The organism is Citrobacter freundii complex sp. CFNIH9, from assembly GCF_002903305.1.
GTDB lineage: Bacteria > Pseudomonadota > Gammaproteobacteria > Enterobacterales > Enterobacteriaceae > Citrobacter > Citrobacter portucalensis.
The window spans coordinates 585,050-607,121 of sequence record NZ_CP026238.1; the positions used below are offsets into that span (position 1 = coordinate 585,050).

A 22,072-nucleotide genomic window follows, 5' to 3' on the forward strand; every position below is an offset into this window, starting at 1 on the left:
TATTGCGGCAGGAATTTGGCATCTCACCCACCAGGGCAGATGAGATGCCTTAAGAGGCTGTATTACACTTCCAGGTAGTTCAGGATACCGTCTGCCGCTTTACGACCTTCGGCAATCGCGGTGACTACCAGATCCGAACCGCGCACGATGTCGCCACCGGCGAAGATTTTCGGGTTGCTGGTCTGGAAGGCGTTGTCGCTGCGCTCTGGAGCAATAATGCGGCCCTGAGAATCCAGTTCGACGCTGTGTTTTGCCAGCCACTCCATACTGTGCGGACGGAAGCCAAACGCCAGTACCACCGCATCTGCCGGAACAACGTGTTCGGAACCGGCGACGATCTCCGCACGGCGACGGCCCTTCGCATCCGGTTCACCCATTTCGGTACGCGCCATTTTCACACCGCATACCTTACCGTTGGCGTTCACTTCCACGCCTAAAGGCTGGACGTTGAACTGGAATTCGACGCCTTCTTCACGCGCATTTTTCACTTCGCGTTTGGAACCCGGCATGTTCTCTTCGTCACGACGATAAGCGCAGATGACATGTGCTGCGTTCTGGCGAACCGAGGTCCGCACGCAGTCCATCGCGGTATCGCCGCCGCCGAGAACGACGACGCGTTTGCCTTCCATGCTGATGTACGGCTCGTCGCTGCTTTCGCCAAAGCCCATCAACTGTTTGGTATTGGCGATCAGGAACGGCAGGGCATCAAACACACCGGAAGCGTCTTCGTTTTCCAGTCCGCCGCGCATCGACTGATAAGTACCTACGCCAAGGAATACCGCGTCGTAATCCTTCAGCAGGTCGTCGAGCTGGACGTCACGGCCCACTTCGACGTTGAGTTTGAACTCAATACCCATGCCGGTGAAGATCTCACGACGGCGGGTCATGACCTCTTTCTCCAGCTTGAAAGCCGGGATGCCGAAGGTCAGCAGACCACCGATCTCCGGATGACGATCAAACACCACCGCCTTCACGCCGTTACGGGTCAGCACATCAGCACAGGCCAGGCCTGCCGGACCGGCACCGATGATCGCCACGCGCTTGTCGGTTTGACGCACGCCGGTCATATCCGGGCGCCAGCCCATTTCGAATGCTTTATCGTTGATATAGCGCTCGATGTTACCGATAGTCACTGCGCCGAACTCATCGTTCAGCGTACAGGATCCTTCACACAGACGATCCTGCGGGCACACGCGGCCACAGACTTCCGGCAGAGTGTTGGTCTGGTGCGACAGTTCTGCTGCTTCAAAAATACGCCCCTCGTTCGCCAGTTTCAGCCAGTTCGGGATGTAGTTATGCACCGGGCACTTCCACTCGCAGTACGGGTTACCGCAGGACAGGCAGCGGTCTGCCTGTGCTTTGGCCTGACCTTCGGAAAACGGCTCGTAGATCTCGATAAACTCGATCTTACGGATCTTCAGCGGCTTCTTAGGCGGATCAACGCGCTGCAGGTCGATAAATTGGTATACGTTCTGACTCATTGCTGCTACCCCTTACTGCGCCTGCACACGCAGCTCTGCTGCGCTACGACTACGGTGACCCAACAGTGCTTTCACATCACTGGATTTTGGTTTTACCAGCGCGAATTTCGCCGAGAATGCTGGCCAGTTAGCCAGGATCTCTTCGCCGTGTGAAGAGCCGGTATGCTGTACGTGCTCGGTAATCAAACCGCGCAGGTGTTCCTCGTGGATAGCCAGCGAGTCCACGTTCAGCACTTCTACCAGTTCCGGGTTCACGCGTTTGCGGAACTCACCGTCTTCGTCGAGCACGTAGGCGAATCCACCCGTCATACCCGCTCCGAAGTTGACGCCCGTTTTTCCGAGAATACAGACGATGCCGCCGGTCATATATTCGCAGCCGTTGTCGCCAATACCTTCAACCACGGTGATTGCCCCGGAGTTACGTACTGCAAAGCGCTCACCCGCACGACCCGCGGCAAACAGGCGGCCACCGGTGGCGCCATACAGACAGGTGTTACCAATGATGCTCGCCTCATGGCTACGGAAAGCAGAGCCAACCGGAGGACGCACTGCCAGCAGACCGCCCGCCATACCTTTACCGACATAGTCGTTGGCATCACCGGTCAGATACAACTCCACGCCACCCGCGTTCCACACGCCGAAGCTCTGGCCTGCGGTACCGCTGAAGTGCGCTTTGATTGGGTCAGACGCCAGCCCCTGATCGCCATGCGTTTGCGCGATATAGCCCGACAGCGACGCGCCAACAGAACGGTCGGTGTTGCGGATATCGAACCAGAAGGTTTTGCTCTGGCGCTCGTCGACAAACGGTTTCGCTTGCTGTAACAACTGAGCGTTCAGCACGCCGTTATCAAACGGCGGGTTGTTCTCGGTGCAATGCAGCGCTTTACCCGGATGCGGTTCGGCGGTTTCCAGCAGACGAGACAGTTCCAGTTTCTGTTGCTTGGCGGTAAACCCTTCCAGCTCTTTGAGCAGGTCGGTACGACCAATCAGATCCACCAGACGCTTCACACCCAGTTGCGCCATCAGCTCACGGACTTCGCGGGCGATAAATTCAAAGTAGTTAGTCACTTTGAACGGCAGGCCGTGATAGTGATTCTTACGCAGTTTGTCATCCTGAGTCGCCACGCCGGTTGCGCAGTTGTTCAGGTGGCAAATACGCAGGTATTTACAGCCCAGCGCCACCATTGGACCGGTACCGAAGCCGAAGCTTTCCGCACCCAGAATCGCCGCTTTAATGATATCGACACCGGTTTTCAGACCGCCATCAACCTGCAGACGAATCTTGTGACGCAGACCGTTAGCGACCAGCGCCTGCTGGGTTTCCACCAGACCGAGTTCCCACGGGCAGCCCGCATATTTCACCGAGGAGAGCGGGCTTGCGCCGGTACCGCCATCGTAGCCAGCAATGGTGATCAGATCCGCATAGGCTTTCGCCACGCCTGTGGCGATGGTGCCAACGCCTGGTTCGGAAACCAGCTTCACGGAGATCATCGCTTTCGGGTTGACCTGTTTGAGGTCGAAAATCAGCTGCGCTAAGTCTTCGATAGAGTAAATATCGTGGTGCGGCGGCGGGGAGATCAGCGTCACGCCCGGCACCGAATAGCGCAGTTTGGCGATGTACGGGGTGACTTTATCACCCGGTAACTGACCGCCTTCGCCAGGTTTCGCGCCCTGAGCGACTTTAATCTGGATGACATCGGCGTTGACCAGATACGCCGGGGTTACGCCAAAGCGACCGGAAGCAACCTGCTTAATGCGCGACACTTTATTGGTGCCATAGCGCGCCGGGTCTTCACCGCCTTCACCGGAGTTCGAGTTGCCGCCGATGCTGTTCATGGCTTCGGCCAGCGCTTCGTGTGCTTCGGGGCTTAATGCGCCGATGGACATAGCTGCGGTATCAAAGCGTTTAAACAGTTCGGTTGCGGGTTCTACTTCGCTAATGCTTACGGCTTCATCGCCAGGCGTAATCGCCAACAGATCGCGCAGCGTGGCCGCCGGACGCTCATTGACCAGCTTGGCATATTCCTGATAGTCGCTGTACTCGCCGCTTTGTACCGCCTGTTGCAGCGTGCGCACCACGTCCGGGTTGTAGGCATGGTATTCGCCGCCGTGGACGTATTTGAGCAAACCGCCCTGGCTGATAGGTTTACGTGCCAGCCATGCATGTTTGGAGAGGTTCAGCAGATCCTGCTGGAAGTCGCTAAACCCTGCGCCGCTGATGCGGCTGACCACGCCCTGGAAGCACAGCGCCACGACATCATCGTGCAGACCAACGGCTTCAAACAGCTTCGAGCAGCGGTAAGAGGCAATGGTCGAGATGCCCATTTTGGACATGATTTTGTACAGACCTTTGTTGATGCCGTTACGGTAGTTCAGCATCACGGTCCGGTAATCTTTGGCAATCGCCTGAGTGTCGATCAGTCGTCCCAGCGTTTCATACGCGAGATACGGATAAATGGCCGTCGCGCCAAAGCCAAGCAGGACAGCAAAATGGTGCGGGTCGCGGGCACTGGCGGTTTCAACGATGATGTTGGCGTCGCAACGCAGACTTTGTTCTACCAGACGCGTTTGCACTGCGCCTACGGCCATCGGTGCCGGAACCGGCAGGCGGTTTTTCGCGATGTTACGGTCAGAGAGCACCAGCAGCACCGTACCGTTACGCACCATCTGTTCCGCCTTATCGCACAATGCTTTGACGGTCTCTTCGAGCGTGGTTTCGGTCACGTCGAAGGTGATATCCAGGCGGTCGGCGCGGTAATGCTCCTCTTTCATGGTGGTGAGCTGGGTAAAATCGGAGTACAGCAGGATCGGCGATTTAAAGCTCAGGCGGTGTGCCTGACCTTCGGCTTCGCAGAAGACGTTCATCTCACGACCGATGCTGGTGGCCAGCGACATAACGTGCGCTTCACGCAGCGGGTCGATCGGCGGGTTAGTCACCTGCGCGAACTGCTGGCGGAAGTAGTCATAAATGATGCGTGGCTGGCTTGAGAGCACCGCAAACGGGGTATCATCACCCATTGAGCCGACCGCTTCCTGACCGTTTTCACCGAGCACGCGGATCACGGAATCCAGCTCTTCGGCGCTGTAGTTAAACTGTTTCTGATAGCTGGCGAGCGTGTCATCGTCCAGTTCGCGGCTGCCGACCTGATCGTCAGCGAGGTCTTCGAACGGCACCAGACGGCGGACGTTCTTCTCCATCCACTCTTTGTACGGATGGCGGCTTTTCAGATCGTCATCGGTTTCGGCGGAGTGCAGAATGCGCCCGCTGCGGGTATCGATAACCATCAGCTCGCCAGGGCCGACGCGACCTTTCTCGACGACTTCATCCGGCTGATAATCCCAGATCCCAACTTCAGAGGCACAGGTAATCAGCTTGTCTTTGGTGATGACGTAGCGCGCCGGACGTAGGCCGTTACGGTCAAGGTTACAGGCGGCAAAACGGCCGTCGGACATAACAATGCCCGCCGGGCCATCCCACGGCTCCATGTGCATGGAGTTAAAGTCAAAGAACGCGCGCAGCTCCGGGTCCATATCCGGGTTGTTCTGCCAGGCCGGCGGCACCAGTAAACGCATGGCACGGATAATGTCCATCCCGCCAGCCAGCAGCAGTTCTAGCATGTTATCCATTGAGCTGGAGTCGGAACCGGTTTCGTTAACGAACGGTGCGGCGTCGTGCAGGTCAGGGATCAATGGCGTCTGGAATTTATAGGTACGTGCGCGTGCCCACTGGCGGTTGCCGGTGATGGTGTTGATTTCACCGTTATGCGCCAGGTAGCGGAACGGTTGCGCCAGCGGCCAGCGCGGTACGGTATTGGTGGAGAAGCGCTGGTGGAACAGGCAGATGGCCGATTCCAGACGCAGATCCGCCAGGTCCAGGTAAAAGCGCGGCAGATCCGCCGGCATACACAGACCTTTATAGATATTGACCAGGTTCGACAAGCTACAGACGTAGAAGTCTTTATCGTCCTGGAGGCGTTTTTCGATGCGACGGCGCGCGATGAACAGGCGGCGCTCCATATCACGCGGACGCCAGCCCGCAGGGGCGTTGACAAAAATTTGCTCGATACGAGGCAGGGAGGAGAGGGCGATTTCACCGAGAACACCTTCGTTGGTCGGCACGTCGCGCCAGCCGACAATCGACAGGGTCTCCTGCTGTAATTCTTCTTCGACAATGCGACGAGAAGCCGCAGCCAGTTCAGCGTCTTTATTTAAAAAGATCATGCCGACGGCATAGTTTTTAGCTAAACGCCAGCCGCGCTCTTGCGCCACGATGCGGAAAAAGCGGTCAGGTTTTTGTAACAGCAAACCGCAACCATCGCCGGTTTTACCATCGGCTAGAATTGCGCCACGGTGCTGCATGCGGGCCAGTGCGTGTATGGCGGTACGCACTACCTTGTGGCTAGGTTCGCCTTCTATGTGGGCGATCAGGCCGAAACCACAGTTATCCCTCTCAAGGGATTTATCGTACAACATATCAGTGAACCTCCCCAGGCTCTGCGGGATTCCCATCTGGACCGTTGCGCACGGGCACACCAAGAGCATGGCGACGGGGTTTGCGTGTCATACGCTTACCTCGCATTCGCCCTCTTTATCCTTTTCGCATAGGTCAAACAAGTTTGAGGACTTGCTTCAGAGGGAATCTCAATTACTGCATAAATATGATGAGCAGGCTGCTCATCCAGAAAGCTTCCAGCGGATTTCCACGTTATCGGGAATCCACACACAGGTCAAATGGCAATCTTATTTATGCAAAAATGTGCTATAGGGCGATTAACTTTATGAATATGTTGAAATTTAAGGCTTTTTTACATTGATTTAACGCAAGGGGGATGGGGAGCGAAGTGTGATCTGTCTCACTGTCAGAAAGGCTGTATATCCCCCGTCCTCCCTTTGTTTATCGCTATGCTTGGCATTTTATGCTGGTTTTTGGAGTTTTGGCGTCTTAAAGATACTGTTTTTATGCTGAGAGTATAAGAAGATAAAAAAAACAGTCGGATATAAGGAAAAGTAATTTCATTTTGAATGAATGAAATTTCGATTATTTTGATTTGTTATGCAATGAATAAAAGCACGCCAGGGCGATTGATCCAGGTCATCGCCGACTGGGGCAAAAAATGGCAGGCTTTGGCCTCTTTTCAAGGCGCGGTCTACCAGATTATGCAGTTACAGAAATTAGTCAATATGTTTGGTGGGGATCTTTCTCGCCGTTACGGGCAAAAGGTTCATAAACTCACGCTTCACGGCGGCTTTAGCTGTCCAAATCGTGATGGCACCATCGGACGTGGCGGGTGTACTTTCTGCAATGTCGCCTCGTTTGCCGATGAAGCACAGCAGCACCATTCTATTGCCGAGCAGCTTGAGCATCAGGCGCATCTGGTCAATCGCGCGAAACGCTATCTGGCCTATTTCCAGGCCTATACCAGCACCTTTGCTGAAGTGCAGGTGCTGCGTTCGATGTATCAGCAGGCGGTTAGCCAGGCCAGTATCGTCGGGTTATGCGTTGGGACGCGCCCCGACTGCGTGCCGGATGCGGTACTCGATCTGCTTTGCGAGTATAAAGACCTCGGCTATGAGGTATGGCTGGAACTCGGTTTGCAAACCGCGCATGACAAAACCCTGCATCGTATTAACCGCGGCCATGATTTTGCCTGCTACCAACGCACTACGCGACTGGCACGCGAGCGTGGGCTGAAAGTGTGCTCGCACCTGATTGTCGGTCTGCCGGGAGAAGGGCAGGCAGAATGCCTGCAAACCATGGAACGTGTAGTGGAGACGGGTGTTGACGGTATTAAGCTGCACCCGCTGCATATTGTGAAAGGCAGTACGATGGCGAAAGCCTGGGAAGCCGGGCGGCTGAACGGAATTGAACTGGACGACTATACGGTTACCGCCGGGGAGATGATCCGTCATACGCCGCCAGAGGTGATTTATCATCGAATTTCCGCCAGCGCGCGCCGCCCAACGCTGTTGGCACCGCTATGGTGTGAAAACCGCTGGACCGGCATGGTCGAACTGGATAAGTACCTTAACAAGTACGGTGTGCAAGGCTCGGCGCTCGGTACGCCATGGGTACAGCCTGAGAACTAACTCTCCGTAGGCCGGATAAGGCAAAGCCGACATCCGGCAATCTGCGCCTGCTTGCCTGATGGCGCTTTGCTTATCAGGCCTACGATGGCCTCTCCGCGGTCATTTCACCGATAACCTCCGCATTTCTTGCACAATCTTCAACGTCACGCTGAGAATTGAGTATTATTGTGCCAAGTTGTCGTGAAGGAACCCTCTATGAAGCAAATCCGTATGCTGGCGCAATATTACGTCGACCTGATGATGAAGTTAGGTCTGGTGCGATTTTCGCTGCTGTTGGCGCTGGCTCTGGTCGTGTTGGCAATTGTGGTGCAGATGGCTGTCACCATGGTGCTGCATGGCCAGGTAGAAAGCATTGATGTCATCCGTTCTATCTTTTTTGGTCTGTTAATTACCCCCTGGGCCGTCTATTTCTTGTCTGTGGTGGTGGAGCAACTTGAGGAGTCCCGGCAACGCCTGTCACGACTGGTACAAAAGCTGGAAGAGATGCGCGAGCGAGATCTCAAGCTCAATGTGCAGCTGAAAGATAATATTGCCCAGCTCAATCAGGAAATTGTTGAGCGTGAAAAAGCCGAAGCAGAGCGCCAGGAAACATTCGAGCAACTGAAGGTTGAAATCAAAGAGCGCGAAGAGGCGCAGATCCAGCTTGAGCAACAGTCTTCCTTTTTACGCTCTTTCCTTGATGCCTCGCCGGATCTGGTTTTTTATCGCAATGAAGATAAGGAGTTTTCCGGCTGTAACCGTGCCATGGAGCTGCTGACTGGCAAAAGCGAAAAGCAGCTGGTGAACTTAAAACCGGCTGATGTTTACTCTCCTGAAGCGGCTGAAAAGGTGATTGAGACCGACGAGAAGGTGTTCCGTCATAATGTTTCGCTCACCTACGAACAGTGGCTGGACTACCCGGACGGACGCAAAGCCTGCTTTGAAATTCGCAAAGTGCCTTACTATGACCGCGTAGGTAAGCGACATGGTCTGATGGGCTTTGGGCGCGATATTACCGAGCGTAAGCGTTATCAGGACGCGCTTGAGCGCGCCAGCCGCGATAAGACCACCTTTATTTCTACCATCAGCCACGAGCTGCGCACCCCGCTTAACGGCATTGTCGGCTTAAGCCGGATCCTGCTGGATACGGATCTGACCGCGGAGCAGGAAAAATACCTGAAAACAATCCACGTCTCTGCTGTGACGCTGGGGAATATTTTCAACGATATTATCGACATGGATAAGATGGAACGACGTAAAGTTCAGCTCGATAACCAGCCAATCGATTTCACCAGCTTTATGGCGGATCTGGAAAACCTCTCTGGCCTACAGGCGCAGCAAAAAGGGCTGCGCTTTGTGCTTGAGCCGACGTTACCGCTGCCGCATAAGGTCATTACCGACGGAACGCGTCTGCGTCAGATCCTGTGGAATCTGATCAGCAACGCCGTGAAGTTTACCCAGCAGGGGCAGGTGACCGTGCGGGCGCGCTATGACCAGGGGAATATGCTGCATTTCGAAGTTGAAGATTCCGGCATCGGCATTCCGCAGGATGAGCAGGATAAAATCTTCGCTATGTATTATCAGGTGAAGGACAGCAACGGCGGTAAACCGGCAACGGGGACAGGGATTGGTTTGGCCGTGTCGAAGCGTCTGGCGAAAAACATGGGCGGTGATATTACGGTTTCCAGCCAGGCAGGAAAAGGGTCCATCTTTACGCTAACCGTGCATGCCCCCGCGGTAGCGGAAGAGATTGAAGATGCTTTTGAAGACGATGAAATGCCGCTGCCAGCCCTGAATGTGCTGCTGGTAGAAGACATTGAGCTGAACGTTATTGTTGCGCGCTCCGTGCTGGAAAAATTAGGCAACAGCGTGGATGTCGCGATGACCGGGAAAGCCGCGCTGGAAATGTTTACGCCGGGTGAATATGACCTGGTGCTGTTGGATATTCAGCTACCGGATATGACCGGTCTGGATATCTCGCGGGAGCTCACGCAAAAATACGCCCGTGAAGATCTGCCACCGCTGGTTGCACTCACCGCCAACGTACTGAAAGATAAAAAAGAGTATCTGGACGCAGGCATGGACGACGTGCTGAGTAAGCCGCTGTCGGTTCCGGCGCTAACCGCCATGATCAAAAAATACTGGGATACCCGAAACGAAGAGGAGAGCACTGTGACATCTGAAGAAAGCAGTAAATCGCAAGCGCTGTTAGATATTCCTATGTTGGAACAATACCTCGAGCTGGTGGGACCGAAGTTAATTACCGACGGGCTGGCGGTGTTTGAGAAGATGATGCCGGGATATTTGAGCGTGCTGGAGTCCAACCTGACGGCACGGGATAAAAAAGGTGTTGTTGAGGAAGGCCATAAAATTAAAGGCGCAGCAGGTTCAGTGGGGCTGCGTCACCTGCAACAGCTTGGTCAGCAAATCCAGTCGCCGGATCTTCCTGCCTGGGAAGATAACGTTGCTGAATGGATTGAAGAGATGAAGCAGGAGTGGCAGCACGACGTGGCAGTATTAAAAGCCTGGGTGGCGAGTGTGGAAAAAAAATGACCCCGGCTTGACCGGGGTGCGCGAATACTGCGCCAACACCAGGGAAATCGTGGCTGCGCCGTAAATTATTATCATTGTTTACAAGGGCGCAGCCCTAATTTTCAGGCCGCACGCAGTTAAGATAGCAAATCTTAAATAATTTGTTACATGAATCAGTTAAATGTGTGAAGCGTAGCATTTAAATCATAATAACTAATATGTTTCAGCCAGTTGAGAAAGGAGTATTACGATGAAAAAAGTGGGTGTAGTGCTCAGCGGATGCGGCGTGTATGACGGTGCAGAGATCCATGAAACTGTTCTCACGCTTCTGGCCATTGCCCGCAACGGCGCTCAGGCTGTCTGTTTCGCGCCAGATAAACAACAAGCGGATGTGATTAATCATCTGACCGGCGAGCCGATGCTGGAAACTCGCAATGTGCTGATTGAAGCCGCGCGTATCACACGTGGCGATATTCGCCCACTTGCGCAGGCAGTCTCATCGGAACTGGATGCGTTGATCGTGCCGGGTGGGTTTGGTGCGGCCAAAAATCTGAGCAATTTTGCCAGTCAGGGCAGCGAATGCCGGGTTGACAGCGATTTAGCCGCGCTGGCGGTGGCCATGCATCAGGCGGGTAAGCCGTTGGGGTTTATGTGCATTGCGCCTGCCATGTTACCTAAAATTTTTGACTTCCCGCTGCGTCTGACCATCGGCACTGATATCGACACGGCAGAGGTGCTGGAAGAGATGGGCGCTGAGCATGTGCCTTGTCCGGTTGATGATATTGTCGTCGATGAAGACAACAAAATCGTCACCACGCCTGCCTATATGCTGGCGCAGGACATCGCTCAGGCTGCGAGTGGCATCGATAAACTGGTATCGCGTGTGCTGGTGCTGACTGAATGAGAAAAGGAGTAACCGCCTTTCTGCGACGTATTTTTCTGCGGGCGGTGGTTGTCCTCGCCGTATTCTGGGGCGGAGGCATTGCACTTTTCAGCGTGATGCCTGTGCCTTTCTCGGCGGTAATGGTCGAGCGACAGCTGGGCGCATGGCTGTCCGGTGATTTCGGCTATGTGGCGCACTCGGACTGGGTGAGTATGGATGAGATCTCACCGTGGATGGGACTGGCGGTGATTGCTGCAGAGGACCAGAAGTTTCCAGACCACTGGGGGTTTGACGTCACCGCCATAGAGAAAGCGCTGGCGCACAATGAACGCAATGAAAACCGCATTCGCGGGGCGTCGACGTTATCGCAACAGACGGCGAAAAACCTCTTTTTGTGGGATGGACGTAGCTGGGTGCGTAAAGGTCTCGAAGCCGGGCTAACGCTGGGCATGGAAACCGTCTGGAGTAAGAAACGTATTCTGACCGTCTATTTGAATATCGCCGAGTTTGGCGATGGAGTATTTGGCGTGGAGGCGGCGGCGCAACGGTATTTTCATAAACCGGCCAGTCGGTTGAGCCTGTCTGAAGCGGCCTTGCTGGCGGCAGTATTGCCCAATCCTTTGCGTTTTAAGGCGAATGCGCCTTCTGGTTATGTGCGTAACCGCCAGGCCTGGATTATGCGCCAAATGCGCCAGTTAGGTGGTGAGTCGTTTATGCGGGAAAATAAGCTGTATTAGCGTAGTTATTGCCGGATGCGGCGTAAACGCCTTATCCGGCCTACTGGCTACGTTCTGTGTACTCGATTAATCTTCATCAAACCCTGAATTAAACAGGGCAATCACTGCGGCCAGGGCTTCTACTTCCTGTGGTCCCGTGGCTTCGACTTCTATCTGACGCCCTTTGGCTGAATCCAGCATCAGCAGAGCGATAACGCTGTTGGCCTCGGCTTCCGTTCCTTCATCATTACGCAGCAAAACTTCTGCTTCGAAACCCTGCATCAATTCAAACAGTTTCATCGCTGGGCGGGCATGCATGCCCAGCTTATTGGTGATTTCAACGGTTTGCTTCACGGTCATGATTTACGTTTTTCCAGCGTACGATGGCGTGACTGCACGTTTTTACCGCGTGAGCGGAAGTAGTCTGCCAGCTGCTCTGCAATATACACCGAACGGTGTTTCCCGCCGGTACAGCCGATGGCTACGGTAAGGTAGCTACGGTTGTTGGTCTCCAGCATGGGTAACCATAGCTCAAGATAGCTGCGAGTCTGGTAGATAAAATTGTGTACTTCTGTGTGCCTGTCGAGGAATGCGGCGACGGGGCGGTCAAGACCGGTCATTGGGCGCAGCTTTGGATCCCAGTGTGGGTTAGGCAGAAAGCGCACGTCAAAGACGTAATCCGCATCAATCGGGATACCGTGTTTGAAACCAAAGGATTCGAATACCATCGTCAATTCACGTTCACGTTTACCCAGCAGTCGGGTACGTAACATTTCCGCCAGTTCGTGTACGGACATTTCGGAGGTATCAACGATCAGGTCAGCGCGAGAGCGCAGTGGCTCCAGCAAATCGCTTTCCTTATCGATAGCGCTTTCCAGAGACAAGTTCTTGCTGGAGAGCGGGTGTAAACGGCGCGTGTCGCTGTAGCGACGAATCAGCGTGTTACGGTCTGCATCAAGGAACAGCAGCTGTGGTGAGAAACCCTCAGGCAGATTATTCATTGCCTGCTCAAAAATTTCCGGGGACTCAGGCATGTTGCGCACATCAATGCTGACGGCCGCAGAAATCTGGCGATCGGCCAGTGTACGAGCCAGATCGGGCAACAGCACTACGGGAAGGTTATCCACGCAGTAAAAACCCATATCTTCCAGCGCACGCAGGGCGACAGATTTACCTGACCCTGAACGGCCGCTGACGATCATCAGTACCATGTACTGTTTCTCCTCACAACGACAAAAAAGGATGCCATTGGGTTGTTATGCTTCATCCTGTCCACCTTCGGTGTCCGTGATGATTTGATACAACTCCTGGTCACTCTGCGCGGCGCGCAGACGACGACAGATGGTTTTATCTGCCAGACGTTTTGCGACCAGTGACAACGTATGCAAATGCGTCTTGGTTTGGTCTGCCGGGACCAGCAGGGCGAAAAGCAGATCGACAGGTTGATTATCAATGGCGTCGAAGGCGATGGGTGTTTCGAGTTGAACAAACACACCAACCGCGCGCATCGTGTCTTCTTCCAGCTTTCCGTGCGGGATTGCAATACCATTACCGATGCCGGTACTGCCCATTTTTTCACGCGTCAGAATGGCTTCAAATACCACCTGAGAAGGCAGGCTAAGCTGTTTTGCCGCAAGTTCGCTGATGATTTCCAGTGCGCGTTTCTTGCTTTGGCAGTGAACGCCTGCGCGTGTACATTCCTGGTTAAGAACAGTGCTCAGTTGTAGAGTCGTATCGTTATTTGTCATAATTTCACCTAAGCGCTAACTGTACAAATGGCCCGTTGTGCTACACAACAGGCCGTCCTGCACCCGCTAACTGCCCGGACAAGTTAGTGCTGTTTCAGTTTATCTTTATGTTTTGTTAACTGCCGGGCCAGTTTATCAATTAAACCGTCAATGGCGGCGTACATATCCTGACCTTCCGCGCTGGCATGAATTTCGCCACCGTTCACATGCAGTGTTGCATCCGAGATATGTGTAACCTTCTCCACTTTCAACACAATATAGACCTGATTAATCCGGTCGAAATATTGTTCGAGCTTGGCAAATTTTGTATTCACAAAATCGCGCAGGGCTTCGGTGATTTCGACGTTGTTTCCAGTGATGTTGAGCTGCATAGTGTCTTCCTTATCGGTTGGGTCACACCAGCTGTTTGCGCTGGTTAGACGGCGGAATGGATAAAGACTCTCGGTACTTCGCAACGGTGCGGCGCGCCACCATGATACCCTGTTCTGACAGCATAGAGGTTAACTTGCTGTCACTCAGTGGTTTCGCGGGGTTTTCCGCAGCAATTAATTTCTTCACCAGCGCACGGATAGCTGTGGATGAGGCTTCACCTCCGCCTTCAGTGTTAACGTGACTGGAAAAGAAATACTTCAATTCAAAAATGCCGCGCGGACTGTGCAGATACTTTTGCGTGGTCACACGGGAAATGGTCGATTCGTGCATCTCGACGGCCTGGGCGATATCCGCCAGCACCATCGGTTTCATATACTCTTCGCCTTGCTCAAAGAAAGCTTGCTGCTGCTCAACGATGCAGCGGCTGACGCGCAGCAACGTATCATTGCGGCTTTCCAGGCTTTTAATCAGCCACTTCGCATCTTGCAGATTGCTACGAATAAACTGGCTGTCGGCATCGTTGCGCGCGCTATTGCACATGGCGGCGTAGTGCTGGTTAATCTGTAAGCGCGGAATGCTGTCGCCGTTGAGTTCGACCACCCAGCGATCGTTATGCTTACGCACCAGCACATCCGGAATGACGTACTCCGGCTCGCCGGTCTGGATCGATTGCCCAGGTCTTGGATCCAGCGACTGAATAAGATTGACGGCTTCTTTCAGCACGTCTTCTTTCAGCCGGGTCACGCGCATCAGGGTGCGGAAGTCATGGTTGGCTAACAGATCGAGGTGATCGCTGATGATCAGACGCGCTTCTTCCAGCCACGGTGTGGCTTTATCAAACTGCGAAAGTTGGATCAGTAAGCAGTCACGGAGATCTTTGGCGGCCACGCCAACGGGATCAAAGCGCTGAACGCGTTTAAGCACAGCTTCGATTTCGTCCATACCGACGTCGTCATCGCCCATGCTTTCGAGAATATCGTCCAGGGTCACGGTGAGATAACCGGTTTCGTCTACCGCATCTACAATGGATGTCGCAATGGCGCGATCGGTATCCGAGAACGGAGTCAGTTCCACTTGCCACATCAGGTAATCCTGTAGTGATTGCGTGGTCTCACCCTGATACACAGGCAGTTCGTCGTCGATGTAATCTCCGCTGGTGCCCGAAGGCGTCCCGGCGGTGTAAATTTCATCCCAACTGGCGTCAAGCGGCAACTCCTCAGGCATCTCTTTTTGTTCGAGTGCATCTGCGGTGTCGAGGGTTTCGCTGTCCTGTTTTTCCTGGGTATCAATTTCGTCGTGAAGATCGGTTTGCTCGAGCAGTGGGTTACTTTCCAGCGCTTGCTGAAGTTCTTGCTGAAGTTCCAGCGTGGACAGCTGCAACAGACGGATAGCCTGTTGTAGCTGAGGCGTCATCGCCAGTTGTTGGCTAAGCCTGAGTTGCAAACCTTGCTTCATGTTCAGAGTTGTTTTCTCCTGCAGTGACGTGAAGTCTTCTACCCTATCAGAGTCTGAAGTCTTCCCCAAGGTATACGCGCTTAACGTGCTCATCCTGCAGTATTTCTGTTGGCGTGCCGTGCGCGATCAGGTGTCCCTGACTTACGATATAGGCGCGCTCACACACTGCCAGCGTTTCGCGGACGTTATGGTCGGTAATCAGCACGCCAAGGCCGCTGTCGCGCAGGTGTTCGATGATCCGTTTAATATCAATAACAGAAATCGGGTCAACACCGGCAAACGGTTCATCCAACAGGATAAATTTCGGATTAGCGGCCAGTGCGCGAGCGATCTCCACGCGGCGTCGTTCACCACCGGAGAGCGACTGACCTAAGCTGTCGCGCAGGTGCTCGATGTGGAATTCTTCCATCAGCTCGTTGGCCCGATCTTCCCGCTGCTCGCTGGTCAGATCGTCACGAATTTGCAGTACCGCCATCAGGTTATCAAACACGCTCAGGCGACGGAAAATCGATGCTTCCTGCGGTAAGTAGCCGATGCCGCGACGCGCGCGCGCATGCAGAGGCAGCAGACTGATGTCTTCGTCATCAATGATAATGTTACCCGCATCGCGCGGGACAATGCCGACTACCATGTAAAAGGTTGTTGTCTTGCCTGCACCGTTAGGACCGAGCAGACCGACGATCTCCCCGGAGTTGACGGTCAGACTGACATCTTCAACCACACGACGGCCTTTATAGGCTTTTGCAAGGTTCTTTGCAGTTAATGTTGCCATAACGAATCAGTTACCTTTTTTCTCTGCCGGAGCCTTGTTTTTGTCCTGCAACTGCGACGGAACCAGAACGGTGGTGACGCGTTTGCCTTTATCGCTGAAGGCCTGCATTTTCTGCTCTTTTACCAGATAAGTGATCTTATCGCCCGTGATGTTGCTATCGAGCTGTTCCAGATACGCCTTGCCGGTGAGAACGACAAAGTCTTTCGCCAGTTCATAGTGCATCTGAGAGGCGTGGCCTTTAACCGGTTTACCGTTGTCCTGCATCTGGTAAAACGTCGCTGGATTGCCATAGCCATCAATCACTTCTTTGCCGTCTTCACCGCCAGGACGGGTCACGACGACTTTATCGGCGTTAATTTTGATGGTGCCCTGAGTCACAATCACGTTGCCAGTAAACGTCACCACGTTGCCCTGCATATCCAGGGACTGCTGGTCCGACTCAATGTGAATCGGCTGCTCGGTATCGCCGGTGACGGCAAATGCCGGAATGCTGGCGGCCAGAAGTGAGCTGGCAAGTACAAGATTAAGGCTGAGTTTGTTTGTTTTGGATTTCATATGAGGTTCTAACCTTTTCAATCAGCTCGGCGTTCTTGCTGCGTAAGTTGCCGCGCATCTTCAGTCCGCTGGAGTTAAATGTTGTGCCATACAACGTCACCAGATCATCGGAAGTGACGTCTTGTGTCACCAGGTTAATCTGCGCGTTATCGGTCGTAATTCTGCGTAGTTGAGAGTCAGGCACCAGGGCGTTAACCTCAACATGGCCGTACAGATACAGCATCCGATCGTTGGTCAATTTGGCTTTGTCGGCCTTGATCGTCCAGGTCGGTACTTTATCCTTATCAAACGTGGTTAATACTGGTTGAGTAAACCACGAAACCGCTTGTTCCGAATAATATTCAACGTGTTGTGCGATCAAGTGATAGCTCAGCGCGCCTTCCGGACTATACACGACGGTATCAGTATGTTCGCTCTTATAGGTTGGCTCGTTGTTATTGACGACGACCTGAGTGGTGTCATCTTTGTCTGCCAGATTAATACCAATCATCACAAGGACAGCCAGCGACAGTAGAATGATAACCCAACGTCTGGTTTTGCTCATATCGATTGCCCTTTGGCCTCGTCCAGTTTGCCCTGCGCCAGGAGTAATAAATCGCAGACTTCACGCACAGCGCCACGTCCCCCATCAATGTGGGTGACATAATCAGCTCGCGGGATCAGCAAAGGGTGGGCATCTGCCACCGCGACGCTTAATCCCACTTTAGCCATCACCGGCCAGTCGATCAGGTCATCGCCAACGTAGGCGACATTCTCCGGCGCGATCGCCAGTTTGCTAAGGAGATCGCCAAAGGCAACCAGTTTGTCTGACTGCCCCTGATACAGGTGGGTGATCCCCAAAGTGGCACAGCGATCTTCTACAAGTTTAGCCTTTCGTCCGGTAATAATGGCAACCTCAATACCGGAAGTGAGCGCACAGCGAATTCCGTAACCATCACGGACGTTAAAAGCCTTCAGCTCTTCACCGTTGTTGCCCATATAAATCAGACCATCAGACAGTACGCCATCCACATCCAGGATCAGCAAACGGATGTTTTCTGCCCGGGTGATAACGTCTGCGCTGACGGGTCCATAACAGGTCGCAAGCGACGCACCTGCTTTACTCATTTTCGTTATCCTTGAGTTTCTTACACTACACCTGCACGCAGCAGATCATGCATATGTAACACACCGAGTAACTGGTCGCCATCAGCAACCATTACCGAGGTGATATGGCGGGACTGCATTAAGTTCAGGGCATCGACGGCAAGAATACCCGGACGCACGCGAATGCCTCCAGGGGTCATCACATCGGCAATGCCTAACTGGCGTACATCAACGCCCATATCGAAGACACGACGTAAATCGCCATCGGTGAAAATACCGTCAATCTTCATGGCATCATCGCAAATGACGGTCATGCCGAGATTTTTACGCGTGATCTCAATTAAGGCGTCACGCAGGCTGGCGTTTTTGGTCACATGCGGGATCTCGTCGCCCGTATGCATAATATCGTTAACGCGCAGTAAAAGCTTACGGCCCAGTGCGCCACCGGGATGAGACAACGCAAAATCTTCCGCGGTAAAGCCGCGCGCTTTTAATAATGCCACCGCTAGGGCATCGCCCATCACCAGTGTTGCTGTCGTACTGCTGGTCGGTGCCAGACCTAACGGACAAGCTTCCTTGGGCACTTTAACACACAGATGCACATCTGCCGCACGCGCCATACTGCTTTCAGGACGACCGGTCATGCAGATAAGCGGTACATGAAGACGTTTTAATACCGGGATCAGCGCCGCTATCTCATTGGATTCACCGGAGTTAGAGATGGCGATAACCACATCCTGCGGCGAGACCATACCCAGATCGCCATGTGCGGCTTCGCCTGGGTGTACAAAAAATGAGGGGGTGCCGGTGCTGGCAAATGTGGCTGCCATTTTCCGCCCGATATGGCCGGATTTCCCCATTCCCATTACCACCACTTTGCCCGGGCAGCTGAATATTTTCTCGCATGCGAGGGTAAAATTTTGGTTGATGTACTGATCAAGCTCCGCCAGGCCTTCACGTTCAATTGCCAGGACTTCCTTGCCTGCTTGCTGAAAGTCAAAACCCGGTTGCAACTCTAAGTGCGACATAATGCGTTTCCAGTTATCCAACGAGAAGTGGCGATAACCAATACAGCATCGCCAGCCATATGATAAAACCGCCGGTCAGCAGCGCACCTGCGCCGCGACCAATCTGGCGCGGACGTCGCCAGCAGAGTAGTGCAAAAATCACGCTCACCAGCAGCATGACGCTATAGTCACGGGTGAAGGCCATCGGATTGACTTCACCCGGCGTAATCAGCGCCGGTAGCCCGAGGACGATAACGATATTAAAAATGTTTGCGCCGATAATGTTACCGACGGCAATATCGTTTTCACCTTTACGCAGACCCGCAATCGCTGTTGCCAGCTCCGGCAGGCTGGTACCAATGGCGACCACTGTCAGCCCGATAGTAAGTTCGCTCATGGCGAAATAGTTCGCCAGCACGGTAGCGTTATCCACCACCATACGTGTTGCCATTGGCATAATAATCAGCGCAATGCCCAGCCACAAAAACGCGACAGGTAACCCGCCTTCGCGCGGCAGCTCAGCTATCTGCTCACGCGTCAGGCTGTCATTGCCTTGTCGCTCGGCCAGACGGGCGATTTTAACAATGAATAGTAGCCATAGCACGGCCAGAAGCAGAAGAAAGAAACCGTCGCTGCGGCTTAACTGTCCGTCATACAGGACGGATGCAGCTAAAATACTTACCAGCAACATTAGCGGTAATTCACGACGCAGAACATCAGAATGCACGGTAAAAGGATGAATCAGCGCCGACAGGCCTAAAATAAGCAGAATGTTGGTGATGTTAGAACCTATAGCGGTCCCGACAGCCAGATCGAGTTGCCCATTCATCGATGCGGCAACGGAGACAATTATCTCGGGTAACGACGTACCCATGCTGACCACGGTCATTCCGATGATAATGGGAGGAATACCGAAGTTTCGACATAAAATGGATGCAGCAAATACCAGACGGTCGGCACCGTAGACCACCAGAAGTAAACCAATTATTAACAGCGCCGTCGCTAAAAGCATCTAAAGTCCTTTCTTCAGGTATACTCGCCGGTCCACTTGAAGGATCTTCTGGAAGCCGTAACGAAGTCTTAATTTTGACTTTATGCGGCTAAAAAGTAAAACAAATGCCAGCTTTCGCTAACCAGGACAGGCAATAATCTGTAAATATGTTGAGTTCATGGCTAAATTGAGCGCCAAACTCTTCGATCAACGAGGCAATAGTAAAGGATGAATCAATGGGGCAGTCTGTGGCGAATCTAGTCGATATGCGCGATGTCAGCTTTTCCCGGGGTGACCGCTGCATCTTTGATAATATTTCCCTGACGGTACCGCGCGGTAAGGTGACGGCGATCATGGGGCCATCAGGCATCGGCAAAACGACGCTGTTGCGTCTGATTGGCGGACAGATCCCCCCGGATAAGGGCGAGATCCTGTTTGACGGTGAGAACGTCCCGGCCATGTCCCGTTCGCGTTTATTTACCGTGCGTAAGCGCATGAGTATGCTGTTTCAGTCTGGTGCGCTATTTACCGACATGAATGTGTTTGACAACGTCGCGTACCCTCTGCGCGAGCATACGACGTTGCCAGCGCCGTTGCTGAAGAGCACGGTGATGATGAAGCTCGAGGCCGTCGGCCTGCGGGGTGCGGCCAAATTAATGCCTTCTGAATTATCCGGTGGGATGGCGCGTCGCGCCGCGTTAGCACGTGCTATCGCGCTGGAGCCAGACCTCATCATGTTTGATGAGCCGTTCGTCGGCCAGGATCCCATCACCATGGGCGTTCTGGTGAAGCTGATTTCAGAACTGAACAGCGCGCTGGGCGTCACCTGTGTGGTGGTATCCCATGATGTGCCTGAGGTACTGAGTATTGCGGATTACGCCTATATAATGGCGGACAAAAAAATAGTGGCCTACGGTAGTGCTCAGGCACTACAAGAAAATGCCGATCCGCGCGTACGCCAGTTCCTTGACGGCATTGCCGATGGACCGGTTCCGTTCCGTTACCCGGCGGGCGACTACCACATCGATTTACTCAAAACAGGGAGTTAAGCCACCCATGTTGTTAAATGCGCTGGCATCACTCGGACATCGGGGAATAAAAACCCTCAGGACGTTCGGGCGAGCCGGATTAATGTTGTTCAATGCGGTTGTCGGCAAGCCGGAGTTTCGCAAACATGCGCCGCTGCTGATCCGCCAGCTCTATAATGTCGGTGTCTTATCGATGCTGATCATTATTGTTTCTGGCGTGTTCATCGGTATGGTGCTGGGGTTGCAGGGATACCTGGTGCTGACCACCTACAGCGCGGAAACCAGCCTCGGTATGCTGGTGGCACTGTCATTGTTACGTGAGTTGGGACCGGTTGTTGCGGCGCTGCTGTTTGCCGGGCGGGCCGGGTCGGCCTTAACCGCAGAAATTGGCCTGATGCGGGCGACCGAACAGCTTTCCAGTCTGGAGATGATGGCCGTCGATCCACTGCGCCGGGTGATTTCCCCACGTTTTTGGGCTGGCGTCATTTCATTGCCGTTGCTGACGATTATTTTTGTCGCAGTGGGTATCTGGGGTGGTTCACTGGTTGGCGTAAGCTGGAAGGGTATTGATGCAGGCTTCTTCTGGTCGGCTATGCAAAATGCCGTCGACTGGCGTCTGGACCTGGTCAACTGTCTGATTAAGAGCGTGGTGTTCGCCATTACGGTCACCTGGATTGCATTGTTCAATGGTTATGATGCGATCCCGACCTCTGCTGGGATTAGCCGGGCAACGACACGCACCGTTGTGCACGCCTCTCTTGCCGTTCTGGGGCTGGATTTTGTGCTGACCGCACTGATGTTTGGGAATTGAGTTCATGCAAACGAAAAAAAATGAAATTTGGGTCGGGTTATTCCTGTTGGTTGCGCTGCTGGCAGCTCTGTTTGTTTGCCTGAAGGCGGCGAACGTTACCTCAATGCGTACTGAGCCGACTTACACGATTTATGCGACCTTTGATAATATCGGCGGCCTGAGAGAGCGTTCTCCGGTGCGGATTGGCGGAGTGGTAGTTGGACGCGTATCGGACATCTCGTTAGATCCGAAAACGTACCTGCCGCGCGTGACGCTGGAAATCGAATCGCGTTTTAACCATATTCCTGACACCAGTTCTCTGAGCATCCGTACTTCCGGTCTGCTGGGCGAACAGTATCTGGCATTGAATGTGGGTTTTGAAGATCCTGAGCTGGGAACGTCTATCCTCAAAGATGGCGGTACGATTCAGGACACGAAATCCGCGATGGTGCTGGAAGATATGATTGGTCAGTTCCTTTACAACAGCAACAGTAAAGGTGATGACAATAAGAATTCTGGCGATGCGCCAGCCGCAACTGACGGCAATAATGAAGCCACTACGCCTGCGGGCGCAACGAAATAATCTCAGG

Annotated in this window: 20 protein-coding genes; 7 read left to right on the plus strand and 13 right to left on the minus strand. The window is 53.5% G+C overall.

All coding sequences use genetic code 11. The annotated features are described in order from the left end of the window. Positions 1 to 62 precede the first annotated feature (62 nt). On the minus strand, positions 63 to 1,481 hold the full coding sequence (locus tag C2U43_RS02990; protein ID WP_008785940.1) for a glutamate synthase small subunit: 1,419 nt from the start codon (positions 1,479 to 1,481) through the stop codon (positions 63 to 65). Between the two features lie 12 nt (positions 1,482 to 1,493). Further along, positions 1,494 to 5,954, minus strand: coding sequence for a glutamate synthase large subunit (gene gltB / locus C2U43_RS02995; protein ID WP_020996357.1), 4,461 nt, complete (start codon positions 5,952 to 5,954; stop codon positions 1,494 to 1,496). 684 nt (positions 5,955 to 6,638) lie between these two features. On the opposite strand from gltB, the gene C2U43_RS03005 reads away from it, so the two are divergent. From C2U43_RS03005 to mtgA, 4 genes are all read left to right on the plus strand, one after another. Further along, positions 6,639 to 7,568, plus strand: coding sequence for a TIGR01212 family radical SAM protein (locus tag C2U43_RS03005; protein ID WP_103014945.1), 930 nt, complete (start codon positions 6,639 to 6,641; stop codon positions 7,566 to 7,568). Between the two features lie 195 nt (positions 7,569 to 7,763). Then, positions 7,764 to 10,100, plus strand: a complete 2,337-nt coding sequence (gene arcB, locus C2U43_RS03010; protein ID WP_020996355.1) for an aerobic respiration two-component sensor histidine kinase ArcB — start codon at positions 7,764 to 7,766, stop codon at positions 10,098 to 10,100. 229 nt (positions 10,101 to 10,329) lie between these two features. After that, the gene (elbB, locus tag C2U43_RS03015; RefSeq protein WP_003828774.1) at positions 10,330 to 10,983 is read left to right on the plus strand and encodes an isoprenoid biosynthesis glyoxalase ElbB; all 654 of its coding nucleotides are present in this window, start codon (positions 10,330 to 10,332) and stop codon (positions 10,981 to 10,983) included. Next, a complete protein-coding gene (mtgA, locus tag C2U43_RS03020) occupies positions 10,980 to 11,699 on the plus strand; it encodes a monofunctional biosynthetic peptidoglycan transglycosylase (protein WP_103284668.1) in 720 nt (239 codons plus the stop codon). Before elbB ends, mtgA begins: the two co-directional genes overlap by 4 nt. 66 nt (positions 11,700 to 11,765) lie before the next feature. On the opposite strand, the gene npr is transcribed toward mtgA, so the two are convergent. From npr to C2U43_RS03075, 11 genes are all read right to left on the minus strand, one after another. Continuing rightward, the gene (gene npr, locus C2U43_RS03025) at positions 11,766 to 12,038 is read right to left on the minus strand and encodes a PTS phosphocarrier protein NPr (protein WP_003828770.1); all 273 of its coding nucleotides are present in this window, start codon (positions 12,036 to 12,038) and stop codon (positions 11,766 to 11,768) included. After that, positions 12,035 to 12,889 carry an RNase adapter RapZ gene (rapZ, locus tag C2U43_RS03030; protein WP_003025085.1) on the minus strand — a complete coding sequence of 285 codons (855 nt, stop codon included), beginning with the start codon at positions 12,887 to 12,889 and terminating at the stop codon, positions 12,035 to 12,037. Before rapZ ends, npr begins: the two co-directional genes overlap by 4 nt. 45 nt (positions 12,890 to 12,934) lie before the next feature. After that, the gene (gene ptsN / locus C2U43_RS03035; RefSeq protein WP_003025083.1) at positions 12,935 to 13,426 is read right to left on the minus strand and encodes a PTS IIA-like nitrogen regulatory protein PtsN; all 492 of its coding nucleotides are present in this window, start codon (positions 13,424 to 13,426) and stop codon (positions 12,935 to 12,937) included. A gap of 83 nt (positions 13,427 to 13,509) precedes the next feature. Further along, positions 13,510 to 13,797 carry a ribosome hibernation promoting factor gene (hpf, locus tag C2U43_RS03040; RefSeq protein ID WP_003025078.1) on the minus strand — a complete coding sequence of 96 codons (288 nt, stop codon included), beginning with the start codon at positions 13,795 to 13,797 and terminating at the stop codon, positions 13,510 to 13,512. Positions 13,798 to 13,819: 22 nt separating this feature from the next. After that, a complete protein-coding gene (rpoN, locus tag C2U43_RS03045; protein ID WP_008785934.1) occupies positions 13,820 to 15,253 on the minus strand; it encodes an RNA polymerase factor sigma-54 in 1,434 nt (477 codons plus the stop codon). A 46-nt stretch (positions 15,254 to 15,299) separates the two neighbouring features. Continuing rightward, positions 15,300 to 16,025, minus strand: a complete 726-nt coding sequence (lptB, locus tag C2U43_RS03050) for an LPS export ABC transporter ATP-binding protein (RefSeq protein WP_003828761.1) — start codon at positions 16,023 to 16,025, stop codon at positions 15,300 to 15,302. 6 nt (positions 16,026 to 16,031) lie between these two features. Further along, positions 16,032 to 16,580 carry a lipopolysaccharide ABC transporter substrate-binding protein LptA gene (lptA, locus tag C2U43_RS03055; protein ID WP_003828759.1) on the minus strand — a complete coding sequence of 183 codons (549 nt, stop codon included), beginning with the start codon at positions 16,578 to 16,580 and terminating at the stop codon, positions 16,032 to 16,034. Next, positions 16,549 to 17,124: an LPS export ABC transporter periplasmic protein LptC gene (gene lptC / locus C2U43_RS03060; RefSeq protein WP_008785932.1), complete on the minus strand. Its 576-nt coding sequence runs from the start codon at positions 17,122 to 17,124 to the stop codon at positions 16,549 to 16,551. The genes lptA and lptC overlap by 32 nt, the downstream gene beginning before the upstream one ends. Next, complete coding sequence (kdsC, locus tag C2U43_RS03065) at positions 17,121 to 17,687, minus strand: 3-deoxy-manno-octulosonate-8-phosphatase KdsC (protein WP_032945113.1); 567 nt, start codon at positions 17,685 to 17,687, stop codon at positions 17,121 to 17,123. The genes lptC and kdsC overlap by 4 nt, the downstream gene beginning before the upstream one ends. A gap of 20 nt (positions 17,688 to 17,707) precedes the next feature. Beyond that, entirely contained in the window at positions 17,708 to 18,694 is a 987-nt protein-coding gene (kdsD, locus tag C2U43_RS03070) for an arabinose-5-phosphate isomerase KdsD (RefSeq protein WP_003025063.1), read from the minus strand. A gap of 13 nt (positions 18,695 to 18,707) precedes the next feature. Beyond that, on the minus strand, positions 18,708 to 19,685 hold the full coding sequence (locus tag C2U43_RS03075) for a calcium/sodium antiporter (RefSeq protein ID WP_003828751.1): 978 nt from the start codon (positions 19,683 to 19,685) through the stop codon (positions 18,708 to 18,710). A 215-nt stretch (positions 19,686 to 19,900) separates the two neighbouring features. Between C2U43_RS03075 and mlaF the strand changes: the two genes are divergently transcribed. The 3 genes from mlaF to mlaD are packed head-to-tail and all read left to right on the plus strand — an operon-like array spanning position 19,901 to position 22,065. Then, the gene (gene mlaF / locus C2U43_RS03080; RefSeq protein ID WP_003828749.1) at positions 19,901 to 20,713 is read left to right on the plus strand and encodes a phospholipid ABC transporter ATP-binding protein MlaF; all 813 of its coding nucleotides are present in this window, start codon (positions 19,901 to 19,903) and stop codon (positions 20,711 to 20,713) included. A 7-nt stretch (positions 20,714 to 20,720) separates the two neighbouring features. After that, complete coding sequence (gene mlaE / locus C2U43_RS03085) at positions 20,721 to 21,503, plus strand: lipid asymmetry maintenance ABC transporter permease subunit MlaE (RefSeq protein ID WP_003025053.1); 783 nt, start codon at positions 20,721 to 20,723, stop codon at positions 21,501 to 21,503. A 4-nt stretch (positions 21,504 to 21,507) separates the two neighbouring features. Beyond that, positions 21,508 to 22,065 (plus strand): outer membrane lipid asymmetry maintenance protein MlaD, encoded by a 558-nt coding sequence (gene mlaD / locus C2U43_RS03090; RefSeq protein WP_003828747.1) that lies wholly within the window; start codon positions 21,508 to 21,510, stop codon positions 22,063 to 22,065. Positions 22,066 to 22,072 lie beyond the last annotated feature (7 nt).